A 17,177-nucleotide genomic window follows, 5' to 3' on the forward strand; every position below is an offset into this window, starting at 1 on the left:
GAGTCCTATTCTGATCGGATGCTGGTCATCAGCTACAACCTCCGAAAGCATCGCGCGATCTCCGAACTCGCGGCGCTCGATTCGCGCTACTCGCCCGACCTCGTGTGCCTCCAGGAGTGCGACACCCAAGACCTCGCCGAGCACGTCGGGCGCCTGCGCCTCGCGCACTCCACGGTGGGCAACCGCCTCGGCCTCGCGGTGTACTACCGCCCCGACCGCATCGAGGTGCGCGACCTGCGCACGGTCGCGCTCAAGAAGTCGCTGCACGATCGCATCGCGAAACCCGCGCACGAGCGGCTGCTCGGCGCCCGCGTGTTCGACCGCGTGCACGGGCGCGAGGCGATCGTCGCGTCGTTCCACGCGGCCCCGCTCACGGCGCTGAACTCGCTGCGCCGCCACCAGATCAAGGCCGCGCTCGGCGAGCTGCAACTGCTCGGGCCGAACCTGCCGACCCTCATGGTCGGCGACTACAACTACCCGATCTTCAAGGACAACCTGGCCGAGAAGGTTCGCGAGGCGGGCTACGACCTGACCCTCAGCGACAGCCGCACCTACACGCGCTACAAGTTCTTCCGCGGGCACTTCGACCTCGCGACCTCGGCGGGCTTCGACATCCGCAAGGTCGAGACCCTCCCCCGCGGGTCGAGCGACCACCTGCCGATCCTCGTCGACACCGAGTACGCGGATGTCACGGCCGCCGCCGCGTCCGTCGAGGCGCCGGTCGACGGCGCCCCCATCTTCAGCATCGAAGACGACACCCCGCACGTCGCCTGAGCCGGTCTGGGCGTGCGGCCGCGGCATCCGCGCCATCCGCCGCGCAGTGAGAAACCCCCTGAACCGGTGCTTGCCCCGGCATCCGCGCGAGCCCTAGCCTGAGCACAATCGCCCCACGGAGGCACCTCCCCCGCGCGGCGGCCGAAACGACTGGCAGATGTCCTCCGCGTTGTACGCACTGGGTCGGTGGGCCTTCCGAGCACGGGGGCGAATGCTCGTGCTCTGGATCGGCGTGCTCGCGGTCTGCTTCACGGGCGCCGCGCTCATCGGCCAGGGCACCGACAACACGTACAGCATCCCGGGCACCGAGTCTCAAGATGCGCTCGACGCGCTCGCCCGCACCTTTCCGCAGGTGAGCGGTGCGACGGCGCAGCTCATCGCAGTCGCGCCCGACGGCGGCGACGTGACCGACCCCGCGTTCCAGCAGGCCGTCGAGGCCACGATCGCCGACATCGAGGCGATCCCGCAGGTCGAGGGCGCGAGCTCGCCCTACGCGACCCCCGGCTCGGCGGACCTCGCCCCCGACGACTCGGCCGCGCTCGTGCCGATCCAGCTGAGCGTCGCGTCGACCTCGGTCACGCCCGAGACGGCCGACGCACTGCAGGCCGCGGGGGCCGACCTCGAGCAGGCGCTGCCCGACGGCTCCCAGGTCGCGGTCGGCGGGCAGCTCTTCGCCCAGACCTCGACGGGCATCAGCATCACCGAGCTGCTCGGCATCCTCGTCGCCTACCTCGTGCTGCTCATCGCGTTCGCGTCGTTCACCGCGGCCGGCATCCCGCTCGTCACGGCGCTGCTCGGCGTCGGCGTCTCGCTCGCGATCGTCTTCGTCGGCACCGGGTTCCTCACGATCACCTCGACGACGCCCCTGCTCGCGCTCATGCTCGGCCTCGCGGTGGGCATCGACTACGGCCTGTTCATCGTGTCGCGCCACCGCGACCAGCTGAAACAAGGCCTCGACGTCGAGGAGTCCGCCGCGCGCGCCGTCGCGACCTCGGGCTCGGCGGTCGTGTTCGCGGCCATGACCGTGATCATCGCGCTGCTCGGGCTCGCGGTCGCGGGCATCCCGTTCCTCACGACGATGGGCGTCGCCGCCGCACTCGCGGTCGCCACGGCGGTCGCGCTCTCGCTCACGCTCACGCCCGCCCTGCTCGGGTTCGCCGGCTGGCGAGTGGTCGCGAAGCGGTATCGGCCGGGTCATCCGGGGGCGGATGTCACGGGCGGGCCGGATGTCACGGGCGGGCCGGATGTCACGGGCGGGCCGGATGCGGAGGAGACGGCCGACCCCGGTGGCGACGAGCCGGTCGGCGACGGGCCGGTCGGCGACGGGCGCACGGCGGACTCCGGCACCGCGGCATCCGACGCCGGACCCCGGAATGCGGACTCCGACTCCGACGACGCCCTGCCGACGCGCGAGGCCGCGCCCGCGGCATCCGTCCCCCGTGGATTCTTCGGCGGCTGGGTGCGCGGCGTGACGAGGTGGCCGATCGTGACGGTCGTGCTCATCGTCGGGCTGCTCGCGCTCGCGACCGTGCCCGCGGCGAACCTGCGCCTCGCGCTGCCCGACGCCGGGTCGCTCGACGAGTCCGAGCCGGGGCGGGTGACCTACGATCTCATCGCCGAGCACTTCGGGCCGGGGTTCAACGGGCCGCTCATCGTCACCGGGCTCATCATCGAGTCGACCGACCCGGTCGGGCTCATGGACGACCTCGGTGCGACGCTCGAGGCCGTGCCGGGCGTCGCCTCGGTTCCGCTGACGACGCCGAACCCGACCGGCGACACGGGCATCGTGCAGGTGATCCCCGAGGGGTCGCCCGACTCCGAGCAGACGAAGCAGCTCGTGTCGACGCTCCGCGGCATGCACGACGAGCTCGAGGCGGAGTACGGCGTGAGCCTCTCGGTCACCGGGTACACCGCCGCGGGCATCGACATCTCCGATCGCCTCGCGGGGGCGCTCGCACCGTTCGGCCTGCTCGTGGTCGGGCTCTCGCTCGTGCTGCTCGCGATGGTGTTCCGCTCGATCGTCGTGCCCGTGACGGCCGCGCTCGGGTACGTGCTCTCGATCGGCGCCGCGTTCGGACTCACGAGCCTCGTCTTCGTCGACGGCTTCGCGGCCGACCTGCTCGGCGTCGCCGACGTCGGCCAGGTCATCAGCTTCATGCCGATCATCCTCATGGGCGTGTTGTTCGGCCTCGCGATGGACTACGAGGTGTTCCTCGTCAGCCGCATGCGCGAGGACTACGTGCACCAGGAGGGTGCGGAGCCCGACACCGTCGGCGCCGTGCACCGCGGATTCGTCGCATCGGCCCGGGTCGTCACGGCCGCCGCGATCATCATGTTCTCGGTGTTCGTCGCGTTCGTGCCCGACGGCGACGCCTCGATCCAGCCGATCGCGTTCGGCCTCGCGGTGGGCGTGGTGATCGACGCGTTCCTCGTGCGCATGACGCTCATCCCGGCCGTGCTCGTGCTCTTCGGGCGGCACGCCTGGTGGATGCCCGCGTGGCTCGACCGCGCACTGCCCGGCTTCGACATCGAGGGCGAGGGCCTGACCGCGGAGTTCGCGCTGGCCGACTGGCCCGAGGGCGGCGAGCGGCTCGTGATCGCGGCCGAGGGGCTGCGCGTCGGTGGGAAGGCCGACGAGTCGGGCGACGAGGCCGAGGAGGTCGAGATCCTCGACGAGGAGGAGGCGGAGACCCCTGGCGGGCCCGATGACACGAGCGGTTCGGATGCCGCGGCCGCGCGTCGGGGGTTCGACGCTCGCCTCGAGGCGGGCGACGCGCTCGTGATCTTCGGCGGCACCGCCGACGAACGGCGCGACGTGCTGCTCGCGCTCGGGGCCCGGCGCCCCGTCGCCGCCGGGCTCGTGAAGGTGTGCGGGCTCGTGCTGCCGCCGCGCACGGCCACCGTGCGCGGCGGGACGGCCGTCGCCCTGCTCACCGGATCCGCAGACGCGGTCGCGCTCGTGCGCACGGCCCTCTGGAACACGCGCGACCTCGTGCTCGTCGACGGGCTCGACGAGGTCGGAGACCCCGACGTGCGGCGGCACATCGCCGCGCTGCTCGCCGAGGCGCACGGACACGCGAGCCGCCACGGCGAACAGCCGCTGTCGATCGTCGTCTCGTCGCAGGACCCCGACGGTGCCGGCGACGTGCTGCCGGCCGCCTGCGCGGTGCACGCGGCATCCGTCGCCGGGCGCTCGGTCGACGACGACGCCCGGGCGCTCGCCGCCGAACGGGGTGCGCGCTGATGGCCGGGCGGTTCGGCGCGACCGCCGGTCGGGAGCGAATCACCCGGCTCGGCATCGCCGGGGTGCTCGCCGCACCGCTCCTCATCGGCGGGGTGCTGACCTGGGCGCTCACCCAACCGACGAGCTCGCTCGACCGGGTCACGGCCGCGATCGTCAACGACGACGTGCCCGTCACGGTGAACGGGTCGACCGTGCCGCTCGGGCGGCAGTTCGCGGCCGGGCTCATCGCGGGCGGGTCGGCGGATGCGTCGGGCTCGTCGGATGCGTCGTCCGGCACCGGGGCATCGACGGCGACCGCGACGCCCACGCCTGCGCCGACGCCGACGGCCGACCCGAGCGCGAGTCCGGGCGCGACCGCCTCACCCACCGGCACGCCCACTCTGACGCCGACCCCCGACCCGGCCGCCGCGATCCCGATCGACACCTCGAACGGCGGCAACTTCTCGTGGGTGCTCACGAACGACGACGACGCCGCGGCGGGTCTGCGGTCGGGGCGGTACGCGGCGGTCGTCACGATCCCGGCGTCGTTCTCGGCCGCGGCGACCTCGATGGGCGGCCCCGCGGCGCAGGCGCGGCAGGCGATGATCGAGATCGCGACGACGCCCGCCTCCGCGTACCTCGACCCCGCGCTCACCGACGTCGTCACGCAGACCGCGGTCGCCTCGCTCAACCGGCAATTGACCTCGCAGTACCTCGGCAACGTCTACGACGGGTTCAACGAGATCCAGTCGCAGATCGCCGGCGCCGCCGACGGCGCCACGCAGGTCGCCGACGGCGCCGCCTCGGTGAGCTCGGGCGCCGATCAGCTCGCGAGCGGTGCCGCGCAGCTCGCGGCCGGCCTCGGGTCGCTCGACACGGGCGCCGCGGCGCTCGACGCCGGACTCGGCGAGCTCGACGCCGCCTCGCAGTCGCTGCCGGCGGACTCGGCCGCGATCGCCACGGGCGCAGCCGCGGTCGCGGATGCCACGGCCGCCGCGTCGTCGGCGCTGAACGCCGCGACCACGCAGCTCGCCGCGGTCGTCGCGGAGATCTGCCGGATCCCCCCTGGGCGCCTCTGCGAGCAGGCGCAGGGCGCGCTCACCCGCCTGCAGGATGCCGGGGGCAAGGTCGACGCGCTCGCGTCAGGAGCCGGGCAGGTCGCCACGGGGTCGGCCGAACTCGCCGACGGACTGTCGGTGCTCGTCGACGGCCTCGACGAGACCGCCGCGGGCGCCGATCAGGTCGCCGCCGGCGCCGCGCAGGCCGACCAGGGCGGGGCGTCGCTGAGCACGGGTGCCCAGTCGCTCGCGTCGGGCGCCGACCAGCTCGACGCGGGGGCCGCCCAACTGTCCGACGGCCTGTCGAGCGCGGCGGAGCAGCTCCCGACGTACAGCGCGAGCGACATCGCGACGCTCTCGTCGGTCGTGTCGCTGCCGGTGCTCGCCGATCAGGACTCCGCGCAGCGCGGCGTCACCTCGGCGCCGCTGTTCGCGGTCGTCGCGCTCTGGTTCGGCGCGATGCTGCTCGCGCTCGCACGCACGGCGGTTCCCCGCAGCCGCCTGCTGACGGCCGCGTCGTCGACCTCGATCGCCGGTCGCAGCCTCTGGCCCGCCCTCGCGCTCGGCGCCGCCCAGGGGCTCGTGGTCGCGGTCGTCGTGCTGGCCGCAGTGCCGCTCGGGCCCGCCGAGTGGGTGTGGTTCACCGCTGCGGGCCTCGCCGTCGGGGCGGTCTTCGCCGTGGTCAACCAGGGGCTGGCGGCCGCGTTCGGCGGTGTCGGCCGCCTCGTCGCCCTCGCGATCGGCCTCGTCGCACTCGTCGCGGGCCTCACCTCGACCGTGCCGAACGCGTTCACGCGCCTCGCGGATGCCGCGCCGACCGCCTCGGCCCGCACGATGCTGCTCGCGACGCTCACCGGCGACGCCGCGGGCGGCTGGCTCGCGCTGCTCCCGCTCGCGCTGTTCGGCCTGCTCGGCGCGGCGCTCGTGCTGGCCGGCGTCGTCGCCCGGCGCGGCGGCCCGAGGCCGGCGGCGGATCGGCGCGACGCGGTCTGAGCAGCGGCGGTCGCGCCATCGGCCGGCCGCAGGCATCCGCCCACCGGGATGTCGGCGTGCCGACCCATGGCCGCTTCGTCGCGCCGATGCTGGCCGCGGAGCCGCCCACTGCGGCAGAATCGTGCGATGACCGACCTCTCCGAGCGGGCGCCCGACCGGCTCCCCGACCTCGCCACCGTCGAGACCCCGTGGGGTGCGTTCCTGGCCGTCGAGGACGACGGCGTGCAGCGCATCCGCAACATCCGGTACGCGCGGGCCGATCGGTTCGCGCCGGCCGAGCCCGTTGTGCCCGACCCCGCGTCATCCGCCGATCTGCAGTTCACGACGATCGCGTGCCCGCAGCCGCCCAGCCCGAGTGCCGCGGTGCTCGGCGAGCCGCTCCAAGGCGCGAGGTTCGACGAGGACTGCCTGCGCCTCACCGTGACGCGACCCGCCGGCGCCGAGGGCCCGCTGCCCGTGCTCGTCTGGATCCACGGCGGCGCGCACGTCTCGAACGCGGGCGACCTCGCGGGTTTCGACGCCTCCGCGATCGCGCGCGAGCACGGCGTCATCGTCGTCGCGCCGACGTTCCGCCTCGGACTGCTCGGGTTCCTGGGCGACGCGGCGGCCGGCGACGGCGCCGCGGGTCGCCCCGCCAACCTCGGCCTGCTCGACGTCGTCACGGCGCTCCGTTGGGTGCGCGAGCATGTCGCGGGCTTCGGCGGCGACCCCGAGCAGGTCACGGTGTTCGGGCAGTCGTCCGGCGCCGACGCGCTCGTGCACGTGCTCGCCGCCGACGGCGCCGACGGGCTCATCACGCGCGTCATCCTGCAGAGCGCGCCCTTCGGCATCCGCACCGATCGCGACGAGATGTACGGCAAGATGCGCGCGGCCGTCGGCGAGATCGCGGCGGATGCCACGACCGACGAGATCGGCGCCGTGCAACTCGTCGCGAAACAGGCGGGGTCGGGCTTCGGCCTGCGCTCGGGCATGAGCTTCGGGCCCGAGTACGCGCGAGCGCCGCTGCCCGCGGAGGCCGCCGTCGAGGCCGCCTGGAAGCGCCGGGCACCCGGCCTCGAGGTGCTCGTCACGTGGACCACCGAGGAGACGATGTTCTACCTCGGCACCGTGCCGAAGCTCGAACGGCTGTTCCGGGTGCCCGTGATCGGCGCGATCGCGCGTCGCGTGCTCGTCGGCGCCACGACGAGGTCGGTGTACTCCCGCGAGGGGCGCCGGTTCGCGAAGCTGATGGCCGGCGCCGGGGCCTCGGTGCAGGTCGGCGTCTTCGACGGACGCCCCGACGGGAGCCCGCTCGGCGCCGCGCACGCGATCGAGCTGCCGCTGCTCTTCCCGAACGAGGAGGCCTGGTCGCGCGCGGCGCTGCTCGCGCCCCACGGCGCTGCGACGCTCGCACCGGCCGGCGCCGCCCTGCGATCGGCCTGGGTCGAGTTCGCCCGCACCGGGCGCATCGGCGAGAAGCGCATCCCCGTCGGCGCCGGCTGGCGCGGCGGCCTGACCCTGGAGGAGATCTCGTGAACGCCACGCCCGCCAAGCCCACCACCGTCGACGAGTACCTCGCCACGTTCGAGGGGGAACCCGCCGAGCGTCTCGCCGCCGTGCGCGCGGCGATCCACGAGGTGCTGCCCGACGCCGAGGAGAAGCTCCGGTACGACATCCCGGCCGTGGCGATCCAGGGCCGCTACTGGTTGCACTTCGCCGGGTGGAAGAAGCACATCGGGCTCTACCCCGTTCCGCACACCGAGGGCGAGCTCGAGGAGCGCATCGCACCGTGGCGCGCGGCCAAGGACACCGTGAACCTGCCCTACTCCAAGCCCCTGCCGCTCGACCTCGTGCGCGACATCGCCCGACTCGTGGTCGACCTGCGCGGCGGCGACTGACCCAACGCGGCACGGCGGCGACCGACCTGCGCACGGCGCGGCCCGGCATCCGCTCGCCCTTGTGGCAGGCCGCTCGACCGATTACCCTCACGGGGCTGGGTGGAGCGGGGGCTGCATGGGTGTGCGCACGGGGCGACGTGGAACGTCTCCTCGCCGTGGCCTGGCCGCCGCACTGGCGGCCGTCGCAACCGCCGTGGTGCTCGCGACGTCGGGGCTGACTCCGGCGAGCGCGGCCGAGGTCGACACGTGGGGCACGTTCGGCGTCTCGGCGGCGCCGTTCACGGGCAGCGTCGCGATGCCCGGCAACTTTCCGGCGACGACGTTCACGTCGACCTCGAGTGCGGCGACGGTCATCAGCGGCGCCTCGACCTGGCAGGCCGCGAGCACGCCCGTCGGCTCGGTCTTCGGTTCCAGCCGAGACCGGACGTACCTCACCCAGCGTCCGGCGGCGAACAACGCCGCGTCGCCCGCCGTCACCGTCTACACGTTCGCGACGCCGACGCCGTCGTCGGGCTGGGCGTTCGTGCTCGGCGACATCGATGCCGACGAGGTGACGCTCTCGGCCACGGGCCCGGGCGGCGCGCCGGTCGCCGTCGCCGATCTCGGCTACCAGGAGTCCTACAACTCGTGCCATCGCGCGGGCGGACCATCATGCGATGCGGCGAACCTGAACGACCGGCCGTCGTGGCGTGACGACGGCGCGACGGGCCTCCTCCTCGGCAACGCACGAGCGGCCGACACCGACGGCGCGACCGCCTGGTTCGCGCCGAGCGTGCCGATCGCCTCGCTCACGATGTCGTACCGGTGGCGCAGCGGGTTCCCGATCTACCAGACCTGGTTCGTCGCGAAGACGTTCTCGGCCGGCGGCACGGTCACGCTCGACGACGCACCGCTCGCGGGCGCGACGGTCACGGTGTACGACGACGCGGGCACGGTCGTCGGCACGGCCGTATCGGGGGCGTCCGGCGCGTGGAGCCTGCCGTTGCTGATCGCCACCGGGCCGTACCGCGCCGTGGTAGCGCCGCCGGCGGGCATCGCGGCGCTGGCCGACCGCACGTTCTCGCTCACCGAATCGGATGCCGACGCCGTCGACTTCCCGTTCGTCACCCCGCCCGCACCGCTCGCCGAGGTCGACGCCGCATCGACGCTGCAGGGCATCGCGGTGAGCCACCCGCTGCTCGACAACGACCTGCCCGGATCCGAGGCGTTCCCGCTCGTGACGGACAGCGTGCGATTCACGGTGCCGCCGGGTGCCCCGGCGGGCACCGTGCTCTCGCCCGACGGCCGACAGCTCAGCATTCCGGGTGAGGGCGTGTGGTCGGTCGATCCCGACGGCGTGGCGACGTTCGCGCCCGAGCCGGCGTTCACGGGCCTGACCACCGCCGTCCCGTATTCGGTCGCCGACAGTCGGGGCGGCGTCGCCACGTCGACCGTCACGATCGAGGTCGCCGCGGTCACTCCGCTGGCCACCGACGACCCGAGGGCGACGCCGATGGGGCAACCCGAGCGGTTCCGCCCGTGGGCCAACGACGTCGCGGGCGACCCGTCGGTGCCGCTCGTGCTCGAGTCGCTGGCGTTCGTGCTGCCGTCCGACGCGCCGCCCGGCTCGACGCTCGCGCCCGACGGCAAGACGCTCGTCATCCCGGGTGAGGGCACGTATGCGATCGGCGACGACTTCTGGGTGACGTTCACGCCCGACCCCGCGTTCTCGGGCGTCGCGACGACCGTGCCGTACACCGTGGCCGACACGAACGGCACCGTCGCGACCGCGGACATCGTCATCACGGTCAGCGCGGCGAATGAGCCGATCGGCACGATCGACGAGATCTTCACGCTGCAGGGCACGACGGCGTCCGGCCCGATCACGGCGAACGACGCGCCCTCGTCGGCCACGGCGACGTTCCTGCCCGACTCGATCCAGTTCTCGCTCCCGCCCTCGGCCCCGCCCGGCTCGAGCGTGTCCGACGACGGCCGCACGCTCGTGATCGGCGGCGAGGGCACGTACACGCTCGACCCCGGCACCGACTTCACGGTCTTCACGCCCGACCCGGCCTTCGTCGGCACCACGACGCCCGCACCGTACTCGGTGCTCGACTCGGAGGGCCGCACGGCGACCGCGACGATCGTCGTGCACGTGACGCCGGTGACGCCGAGCCTCCGACCTGACGCCGCGACCACCGATCAGGGCACGCCCCTCCGGCTGCAGCCGCTCGCCAACGACGAACCGGGCACGGCCGCCGTGCCGCTCCGCCCGGAGTCCGTCGCCCTGCAACTGCCTCCGGGCGCGCCCGCAGGTTCCTCGCTCTCGCCCGACGGCGTGCTCACGATCGCCGGCGAGGGCACCTACACGGTGACCGCATCGGGCGAGGTCGAGTTCGCGCCCATCCCCTCGTTCACCGGCGACGCGACGCCCGTGCCCTACACCGTGACCGACGCGAACGGCACCGTCGCGGCATCCGTCATCTCGATCGCGGTCACTCCCGTCGTGCCGAACCCGTCGCCGGATGCCGCGGTCACGCCGCAGGCGACGGCGACCTCGGTCGACGTGCTCGGCAACGACCTGCCCGGGGTGGATGCGGTCGCGCTCGACCCCGCGAGCGTGCGCCTGCAGGTGCCCTCCGGCGCCCCCGCCGGCACGACGCTCGGCGCCGACGGGCGATCGCTCGTCGTGCCCGGCGAGGGCGCGTACACGGTCGATCCCGTGTCGGGCGTGGTCGGGTTCGTCCCCGTGGCGACGTTCGTCGGCGAGGCCACGCCCGTGCCGTACAACGTCACGGATGCGAACGGCACGTCGGCGAGCGCCGTGCTCGTGATCTCGGTCACCCCGGTCACGCCGGTGGCCGGCGTCGACAACGTCTCGGCACCGTTCGGCTCGCCGACGGTCATCGACGTGCTGGGCAACGACGTCGACGGCAACGAGGCCGACGGAGGCGCCCCTGCTCCCCTCGTGCCCGGATCGGTTCGCCTCGAACTCCCGGTCGGCGTCGACCCCGGAGCCCTCTCGGACGACGGCCGCACGCTCTCGCTCGACGGGGTCGGCACCTTCGTCGTCGACCCCGACAGCGGAGCCGTGACCTTCACCCCCGCCGAGGGCTTCTCGGGGCTGACGCCGGTCGTGCCGTACACGGTGCTCGACGCGAACGGCACGCTCGCGCGGTCGAGCATCCTCGTGGATGTCGCACCGGCACCGGTCGTGCCGCCGAGTGAGCCGCCCGTCGAACCGCCCGCCGAGCCGCCGGCGCCCGGCGTCGTTCCGGGCAACCCGGCTGCGCCCGCGGGATCGACCTCCGGCGAAGCGGGCGGGCTGCCCGCGACGGGCGCCTGGGCGCTCACCGCACTCCCCGCCGCGGTGCTGCTGCTCGCCGGAGGCGTGCTGGCGCTCAGCACCCGCCGCCTGCGGCACGCCCGGCCGCGCCGCTGATCGCACGTGCCCCGCATCGGCCGATCGGCCGAGCCAGGTCGAGCCGACGGGACGATGCGACCGCGCCCCCCGTTCGCGAGCATCGACGTATGACCGAGATCCAGCGCAGCCGACCTGCCGGCACCGGGCGCACGAGTCGCCCCGCCCGTGCTCCACGCCGAGGCCGCCGCCCCGAGTGGCTCGCGCCGGCGGGCCTCATCGCCCTGACGCTCGTGCCCATGGCGGCGGGGTCGAGCCGGCTCGCGCAGCTCGGCAGCGGCGCCGAGGTCACGGCCGAGAACGCCCGCTTCTTCGACTCCCCCGTTCCCGTGATCGCGCACATCATCGGGTCCACGGTGTTCCTGCTCGTGGGGGCGCTGCAGTTCGCGCCCTCGCTGCGGCGGCGACGCTGGCACCGCCTGGCGGGGCGCGTGGTGGCTCCCGCAGGACTCCTGTCGGCGGCATCCGGACTCTGGATGGCGGTCGCCTACGACCTGCCCGACAACAGCGGACTCGCGCTCATGCTGATCCGCGTGGTGCTCGCCCCCGCGATGGCGGCGGCGATCGTCGTGGCGCTCCTCGCGATCCGCCGCGGCGACGTGCGCACCCACAGCGCCTGGATGACGCGCGCCTACGCGATCGGCCTCGGCGCCGGCACGCAGGTGCTCACGATCATGCCCTGGGCGCTGCTCGTCGGCGAGCCCGACGAGTTCGCGTACACGGTGCTGATGGCGCTCGGCTGGGCGATCAACCTCGCGGTCGCCGAGCTGGTCATCCGCAGGCGCGCGCGGAGCGGCATGTTCGGCCCCGGCCCCGACTCAGGGCCGCGCTCGCGCACGCGTGCGGCGCTCGACCTGCCTTCGGCGACGGATGCCGCGCACCTATCATGAGGGCATGACGAGCCCGCTGCGGTCGCTGTGGAGCGCGCCGGCCGCGGTTCCGCCACCGCCTCGGCGCGTGTGGCGCGACTGGGCGCTCGTGGGCGTGCTGGTTCCGCTCGTCGTCGTCGAGGCCGCGCTGCGCCCAGAGGTGCCGTGGCGCTGGGCCTGGGGGGTCGCCCTCCTCGCGCTCGTGCCGACGCTGCTCTGGCGGCGCACGCGCCCCTTCACCATGCTGGCCATCGCGTTCGGCGCCGGAACGGCGTTCGGCCTCGCGACCGGCGACGATCCGCAGCTGTTCACCACCGCCTACTTCCTCGTGCTCGTCTACGCGGTCATGCGCTGGGGGTCCGGCCGGGCGATGCTCGGCGGCGGTGCACTCGTGCTCGGCGGCTGGGCGCTCAGCCTGGCGACCGGCGCCCCGAGCATCGCCGACCTGATCGGCAGCGCGGCCGTCGTCGTCACGACCTGGTCGCTCGGCCTGGCGTTCCGCTGGCGCGCGGGGGCCAGGGCGCGCGAGCTCGACCGCATGCGCCTGCTCGAGCGCGAGCAGCTCGCGCGCGACCTGCACGACACGGTCGCCCACCACGTCTCGGCCATCGCGATCCAGGCCCAGGCCGGGTTGGCGGTCGCCGACCGGGATCCGGATGCCGCCGCGCACGTCCTGCGCACCATCGAGCTCGAGGCGTCCCGAACGCTCGACGAGATGCGCTCGATGGTGCGCGTGCTGCGCCGCGACGGCGGACCGGGCCGAACGGGCGACGCGGGCGACCCGGGCGTCGACGCCGCGGAGCGGAGCCCGGCACCGTCGGCCGGCGACGTGCGGCGACTCGCGGCATCCGCGACCGGGCCGGGCGATCTCGACGTCGAGGTGACCGTCGCCGGGGATCTCGAGGCGCTGCCGCCCGCGGTCGGCGCGGCCGTGTTCCGGCTCGCGCAGGAGGCCGTGACGAACGCCCGCCGGCACGCGCCCGGCGCGACCCGCGTCGACGTCGACGTGCGGGTCGACGGATCGGGCGTGCAGCTCGAGGTGCGCGACGACGGCCGGCCCGTGGCATCCGCCCGCCCCGGATACGGCATCACGGGCATGATCGAACGTGCCTCGCTGCTCGGCGGCACGTGCACCGCCGGTCCGGTCGCCCCCGCGCCCGGCGGCGACGCCGACGACGCGACGAACGGTTGGCGGGTCTCCGCCGTGCTGCCGCGCGAAGCCTGGACGGAGACGACGACATGACCGTGCGCGTGCTCATCGCCGACGACCAGGAGCTCGTGCGAACGGGCCTGCGCATGATCCTCGACGCGCAGCCCGACATCGAGGTGGTCGGCGAGGCGATCGACGGCCGCGAGGCCGTCGCCATGGCGCGGTCGCTGCGCCCCGACGTGTGCCTCTTCGACATCCGGATGCCGGTGGCCGACGGCATCACGGCGACGCGCGAGCTCGCGGGGCCCGGCGTGGCCGACCCGATGCCCGTCGTGGTGATCACGACGTTCGACCTCGACGAGTACGTCTACGCGGCACTGCGCGCGGGTGCCCGGGGATTCCTCCTGAAGAACGCCGGGGCCACGCTGCTGCGCGAGGCGGTCCACGCCGCCGCCCGGGGCGACGCGCTCATCGACCCGAACGTGACCGTGCGGCTCATCGAGACGTTCGCGGGCACGGCGCCCGAACCGCGGACGCCGCCGTCGAGCCCGCTCACCGACCGCGAGCTGGAGGTCGCCGGCGCGGTCGCCCGCGGCCTCGGCAACGTCGAGATCGGCCGCGAGCTGCACATCTCGCTCAGCACCGTGAAGACCCACATCGCGAGCATCATGGCCAAGATCGGCGCCCGCAATCGCGTCGAGCTGGCGATCTGGGCGACCGACGCCCGTCGCTAGCGCTCCTGCGCCTCGGCCCGACCGCCTCGCGCAGACCGCCTCGGCGGTGCGATCAGCCGTCCAACTCCTGGAAGAGCGTCAGCTGCAGGCCCGCCGGGCCGCGCAGGCGGGCGTTGACCGAACGCCACGGCGTCTCGCGGGGCTCGGCGATCAGCTCGGCGCCGGCCTCGACGAGGTCGGCCGTCGCCGCCGCGCTGTCGTCGACCTCGAGCGCGACGCGGAGCCGGTCGCTGCGCTGCCCCTCGGCCTCGACGCGGTCGATGAACCGCACCTGCGCCGGATTCGACAGCTCGAGCGTCGCGCGGCCGGCGTCGAGGATCACGACCCGTGCACCCTCGTCGCCGTCGTAGGCCTCCTGCTCCGTCATGCCGAGCACGTCGCGGTAGAACGCGAGCGCCTGCTCGAAGTCCTCGGCCTCGACGACGAGCCGGAGCTGCCGCACGCCCGGCCCCCTGCTCGCGCCGGAGGAGTTCGGGTTCTCATCTTCGATCGCCATGCACTCAGTGTGCTCCCGGCGCCCGCCCTCCGGTCGCTACTCGACCGGCGCGGGAGCAACGGCAGCGGTGACGGCACCGTCGGCGCCCTCGGCCGCGGCCCGCTCCTCCGCGAGGCGTTCGCACATCGCGGAGAGGAACTGCCCGACCCGGTTGCGCTCATCGGTCGTCGGAACCCAGAAGACGGCGCCCGCGACCTCTGCTGCGACCTCGGCGGCATCCTGCTGCATGCGGACGAGCAGGCAGCGCACCGAGCAGGCCGCGTCGTCGATGAGGTACCGCGCGGCGCGCAGCCGTTGCGCGGGCTCGAGGCCACCGGCATCCGTCTGCTCCGTCACGCGGAGCATCGTCGACGCGTCGAGCAGCATGCCGAACTCGTCGCCGCGCATCTCGGTCGACTCGAGCAGGGTGTCGAGGCCGGATGCCGCGGCCAGCCCGTCGGGTTGGAGGATCCCCTGCCCGGCGAGCGCTCCGCGCACGTGGCGGAAGCGCGAGATCTCCCATGCCGATCCGATCGGCCGCAGCACGAGCGCCCGCATGAGGTCCTCGGTCCCGAGCAGCTTCAGCTCGGGGTCCCAGGCCGACATGTCGCGATACTGGTCGACGAGTCGGGCCGCCTCCACCCTGCGGGCCGCCTCCTTCACGACGCGCGTGTGCACGTCGCCCTGCGCGGTGCGCGAGCGTCGGGCGAGGTAGCACGCGTACGAGTAGCGGATCTCGATCTCACCCGACGCCTTGGTCTCGGCGAGCCAGGGTTCGACGATCTCGACCGGCTCGCGCGTCGGCCCCGGCCGCCGCGGCGGGCGTGCGAGACGGGGCCCCACCGCGACCGGCTCCGGCGTCGGCACGGCGTCGGCGGCGCCCTGATCGGCGTCGCGGTCCGGCGGGGGGTCCGCGGCGGCGACGAGCGACTCCTGGCCCGGCTGCCCCTCGTGGAAGATGACGTAGCAGAGCGCCGCCCTCGCACGCATGCGCAGCAGGACCTCTGCGTGGTCGCGGTCGCGTCGCACCCGGCGATCCCAGTCGTCGCGCGCGGCTGGGCGATCACGACGCACCGACGCCCGCAGCATGCGGCCGACCGCCTCGCGCCGGCTGAGCTCGGACTGCTTCGCGGTCTCGACGTCGAGCAGCCGCACGAGACGGTCCGCGGCTCGGCGGATGCGGGCGCGACGCTCGTCGTCCGCGGCATCCGGGGTGCTGTCGAGGTCGACGAGCGCGGCCCAGTTGCGCGCCGCCGACATGTAGAGCACGAGCGTGCGCAGCAGCATCAGGCGCGGCTCGCCGCGGAACGCGCCGCCCTCGACCGGTTCGCGCAGCACGTACTCGTGCCAGTCGCGCGGCGGTGCGCCGAACACGAGCTCGGTGTCGCAGACCCACGCGGCCTGGTTGACGACGGGCTCGAGCCGGTCCATGAGCTGCTCGAGCGCGACGCGGTCGCGCGAGTCCTCGAACTCGGCCTGCACCCGGTTGTACTCGACGAGCAGGCTGCGCGGCTCGACCTCGACGGCCCGGTTCAGGTAGTGGTCGCGCTCGGCGCGGTTCTCGGCCATCTGCGCGACGCCGAGGTATCCGAGCGAGCGCCAGTTCGTCGCCCGGTAGAACCCGCGCACGTCGGGGTAGCGCTCCGCCATGGTCATCGCCGTGTACGCGGCCGCCAGTGCGAGCAGCTTCCGATGCTGGTCGGATGCCGCGGCATCCGCTGCCGAGACGAACCCCCGCGCGTCGAGGGCGAGGTGCACCTCGCCGATGAGCACGCCGTTTCGGCGCAGCGTCGCGATCGCCGAGGCCCCGTCGACCATGGTCACCTGCAGCAGCCACGGCGAGGAGTTGAAGAGCACCTGCACGAGCCATGCGGCCACCGACGCGAGGCCGTTGCCGCTGCGGTCGGCGACGGTGATGAACTCGCTGAAGTCCGGGGAGTCCTGCCGGTCGACGCGGTGGCCGGGGTCGTCGGCGTTGAGGTCGCGCATCTGGAGGAGCGCGTCGATCGACCAGGCCCCGTTGGTGGAGCCGTCGGGCGAGATCACGTGCGCGTCGATCCGCGACCGCGTCGCAAGACCGGGCGCGAGCACGCAGACGGCGAGCCACGCGAGGCCGCCGCCCACGAGCACCCACACGAGCAGGGTGTCCTTCGCGAACACCGTCACGAGCACCGTCGCGATCGGGGCCACGAAGAGGAGCGTCCAGCCGATGGTGCGCAGGCGATGTCCCGTCGCGCGGGTCAGTCGCAGATCACGGACCCATGGCAGCAGCGTCACGATGCGCGCCGCCACGGCGAGACCGAGCCACCAGGCGGCGATCGCGATGCCCGTGTCGGCGAGCGGAGCGAGGTTGCCGTCGACGAAGCCCTCCCATCGGGTGCCGATCGACGAGGCCCAGTCGCTCATGCCGCCGGCGTCGGCCGCGCCGCCCGCGGCGCTCGGGCTCGCGCACCCGCTCAACGCCACGGCGAGCGCGCCGAGGATCGCGATGGTCGCTGCCGACCTTCGGTTCCGAGCTGGGGCGAGGATGCGCTGGTTCATGGTGGGTCCGCCTACGGCCGACCCTCGCGCGCGAGCGCGGGAGCCGCGTCGGTGCGGACCCTGAACGGCGTGGGGGCTGTCCC

General features: G+C 74.1%; 11 protein-coding genes. 9 read left to right on the top strand and 2 right to left on the bottom strand.

Annotated elements, in window-relative coordinates:
• Positions 1-18 precede the first annotated feature (18 nt).
• The 9 genes from GQR16_RS12180 (at position 19) to GQR16_RS12220 (ending at position 14,078) form a co-directional block, all read left to right on the top strand.
• The gene (locus GQR16_RS12180; protein ID WP_170298481.1) at positions 19-774 is read left to right on the top strand and encodes an endonuclease/exonuclease/phosphatase family protein; all 756 of its coding nucleotides are present in this window, start codon (positions 19-21) and stop codon (positions 772-774) included.
• 211 nt (positions 775-985) lie between these two features.
• Positions 986-4,018, top strand: a complete 3,033-nt coding sequence (locus GQR16_RS12185; RefSeq protein ID WP_246200781.1) for an MMPL family transporter — start codon at positions 986-988, stop codon at positions 4,016-4,018.
• On the top strand, positions 4,018-6,048 hold the full coding sequence (locus GQR16_RS12190; RefSeq protein ID WP_157415410.1) for a hypothetical protein: 2,031 nt from the start codon (positions 4,018-4,020) through the stop codon (positions 6,046-6,048). The genes GQR16_RS12185 and GQR16_RS12190 overlap by 1 nt, the downstream gene beginning before the upstream one ends.
• Before the next feature lie 126 nt (positions 6,049-6,174).
• On the top strand, positions 6,175-7,563 hold the full coding sequence (locus GQR16_RS12195) for a carboxylesterase family protein (protein ID WP_170298482.1): 1,389 nt from the start codon (positions 6,175-6,177) through the stop codon (positions 7,561-7,563).
• Positions 7,560-7,925, top strand: coding sequence for an iron chaperone (locus GQR16_RS12200; protein ID WP_157415412.1), 366 nt, complete (start codon positions 7,560-7,562; stop codon positions 7,923-7,925). Before GQR16_RS12195 ends, GQR16_RS12200 begins: the two co-directional genes overlap by 4 nt.
• 115 nt (positions 7,926-8,040) lie before the next feature.
• Entirely contained in the window at positions 8,041-11,346 is a 3,306-nt protein-coding gene (locus GQR16_RS12205; RefSeq protein WP_157415413.1) for an Ig-like domain-containing protein, read from the top strand.
• Positions 11,347-11,435: 89 nt separating this feature from the next.
• Positions 11,436-12,215 carry a DUF2306 domain-containing protein gene (locus tag GQR16_RS12210; RefSeq protein WP_157415414.1) on the top strand — a complete coding sequence of 260 codons (780 nt, stop codon included), beginning with the start codon at positions 11,436-11,438 and terminating at the stop codon, positions 12,213-12,215.
• Positions 12,216-12,219: 4 nt separating this feature from the next.
• Positions 12,220-13,437: a sensor histidine kinase gene (locus GQR16_RS12215; protein ID WP_157415415.1), complete on the top strand. Its 1,218-nt coding sequence runs from the start codon at positions 12,220-12,222 to the stop codon at positions 13,435-13,437.
• Positions 13,434-14,078 (top strand): response regulator transcription factor, encoded by a 645-nt coding sequence (locus GQR16_RS12220; RefSeq protein WP_157415416.1) that lies wholly within the window; start codon positions 13,434-13,436, stop codon positions 14,076-14,078. The genes GQR16_RS12215 and GQR16_RS12220 overlap by 4 nt, the downstream gene beginning before the upstream one ends.
• A 52-nt stretch (positions 14,079-14,130) precedes the next feature.
• Here the strand turns inward: GQR16_RS12220 and GQR16_RS12225 are convergent, their stop codons facing one another.
• Together GQR16_RS12225 and GQR16_RS12230 are read right to left on the bottom strand one after the other, a co-directional pair.
• Positions 14,131-14,574 carry a VOC family protein gene (locus tag GQR16_RS12225; RefSeq protein ID WP_157415417.1) on the bottom strand — a complete coding sequence of 148 codons (444 nt, stop codon included), beginning with the start codon at positions 14,572-14,574 and terminating at the stop codon, positions 14,131-14,133.
• A gap of 36 nt (positions 14,575-14,610) precedes the next feature.
• Positions 14,611-17,094: a hypothetical protein gene (locus tag GQR16_RS12230; RefSeq protein WP_157415418.1), complete on the bottom strand. Its 2,484-nt coding sequence runs from the start codon at positions 17,092-17,094 to the stop codon at positions 14,611-14,613.
• Positions 17,095-17,177: the final 83 nt, after the last annotated feature.

Source organism: Agromyces allii (genome assembly GCF_009749385.1).
Classification (GTDB): domain Bacteria; phylum Actinomycetota; class Actinomycetes; order Actinomycetales; family Microbacteriaceae; genus Agromyces; species Agromyces allii.

Bases quoted from the DNA above. Each gene is read 5' to 3' on its own strand.
- GQR16_RS12195 (WP_170298482.1), top strand. From the start codon at position 6,175: ATGACCGACCTCTCCGAGCGGGCGCCCGACCGGCTCCCCGACCTCGCC.
- GQR16_RS12220 (WP_157415416.1), top strand. From the start codon at position 13,434: ATGACCGTGCGCGTGCTCATCGCCGACGACCAGGAGCTCGTGCGAACG.
- GQR16_RS12215 (WP_157415415.1), top strand. From the start codon at position 12,220: ATGACGAGCCCGCTGCGGTCGCTGTGGAGCGCGCCGGCCGCGGTTCCG.
- GQR16_RS12225 (WP_157415417.1), bottom strand. From the start codon at position 14,574: ATGGCGATCGAAGATGAGAACCCGAACTCCTCCGGCGCGAGCAGGGGG.
- GQR16_RS12180 (WP_170298481.1), top strand. From the start codon at position 19: ATGCTGGTCATCAGCTACAACCTCCGAAAGCATCGCGCGATCTCCGAA.
- GQR16_RS12185 (WP_246200781.1), top strand. From the start codon at position 986: ATGCTCGTGCTCTGGATCGGCGTGCTCGCGGTCTGCTTCACGGGCGCC.
- GQR16_RS12210 (WP_157415414.1), top strand. From the start codon at position 11,436: ATGACCGAGATCCAGCGCAGCCGACCTGCCGGCACCGGGCGCACGAGT.
- GQR16_RS12190 (WP_157415410.1), top strand. From the start codon at position 4,018: ATGGCCGGGCGGTTCGGCGCGACCGCCGGTCGGGAGCGAATCACCCGG.
- GQR16_RS12205 (WP_157415413.1), top strand. From the start codon at position 8,041: ATGGGTGTGCGCACGGGGCGACGTGGAACGTCTCCTCGCCGTGGCCTG.
- GQR16_RS12230 (WP_157415418.1), bottom strand. From the start codon at position 17,094: ATGAACCAGCGCATCCTCGCCCCAGCTCGGAACCGAAGGTCGGCAGCG.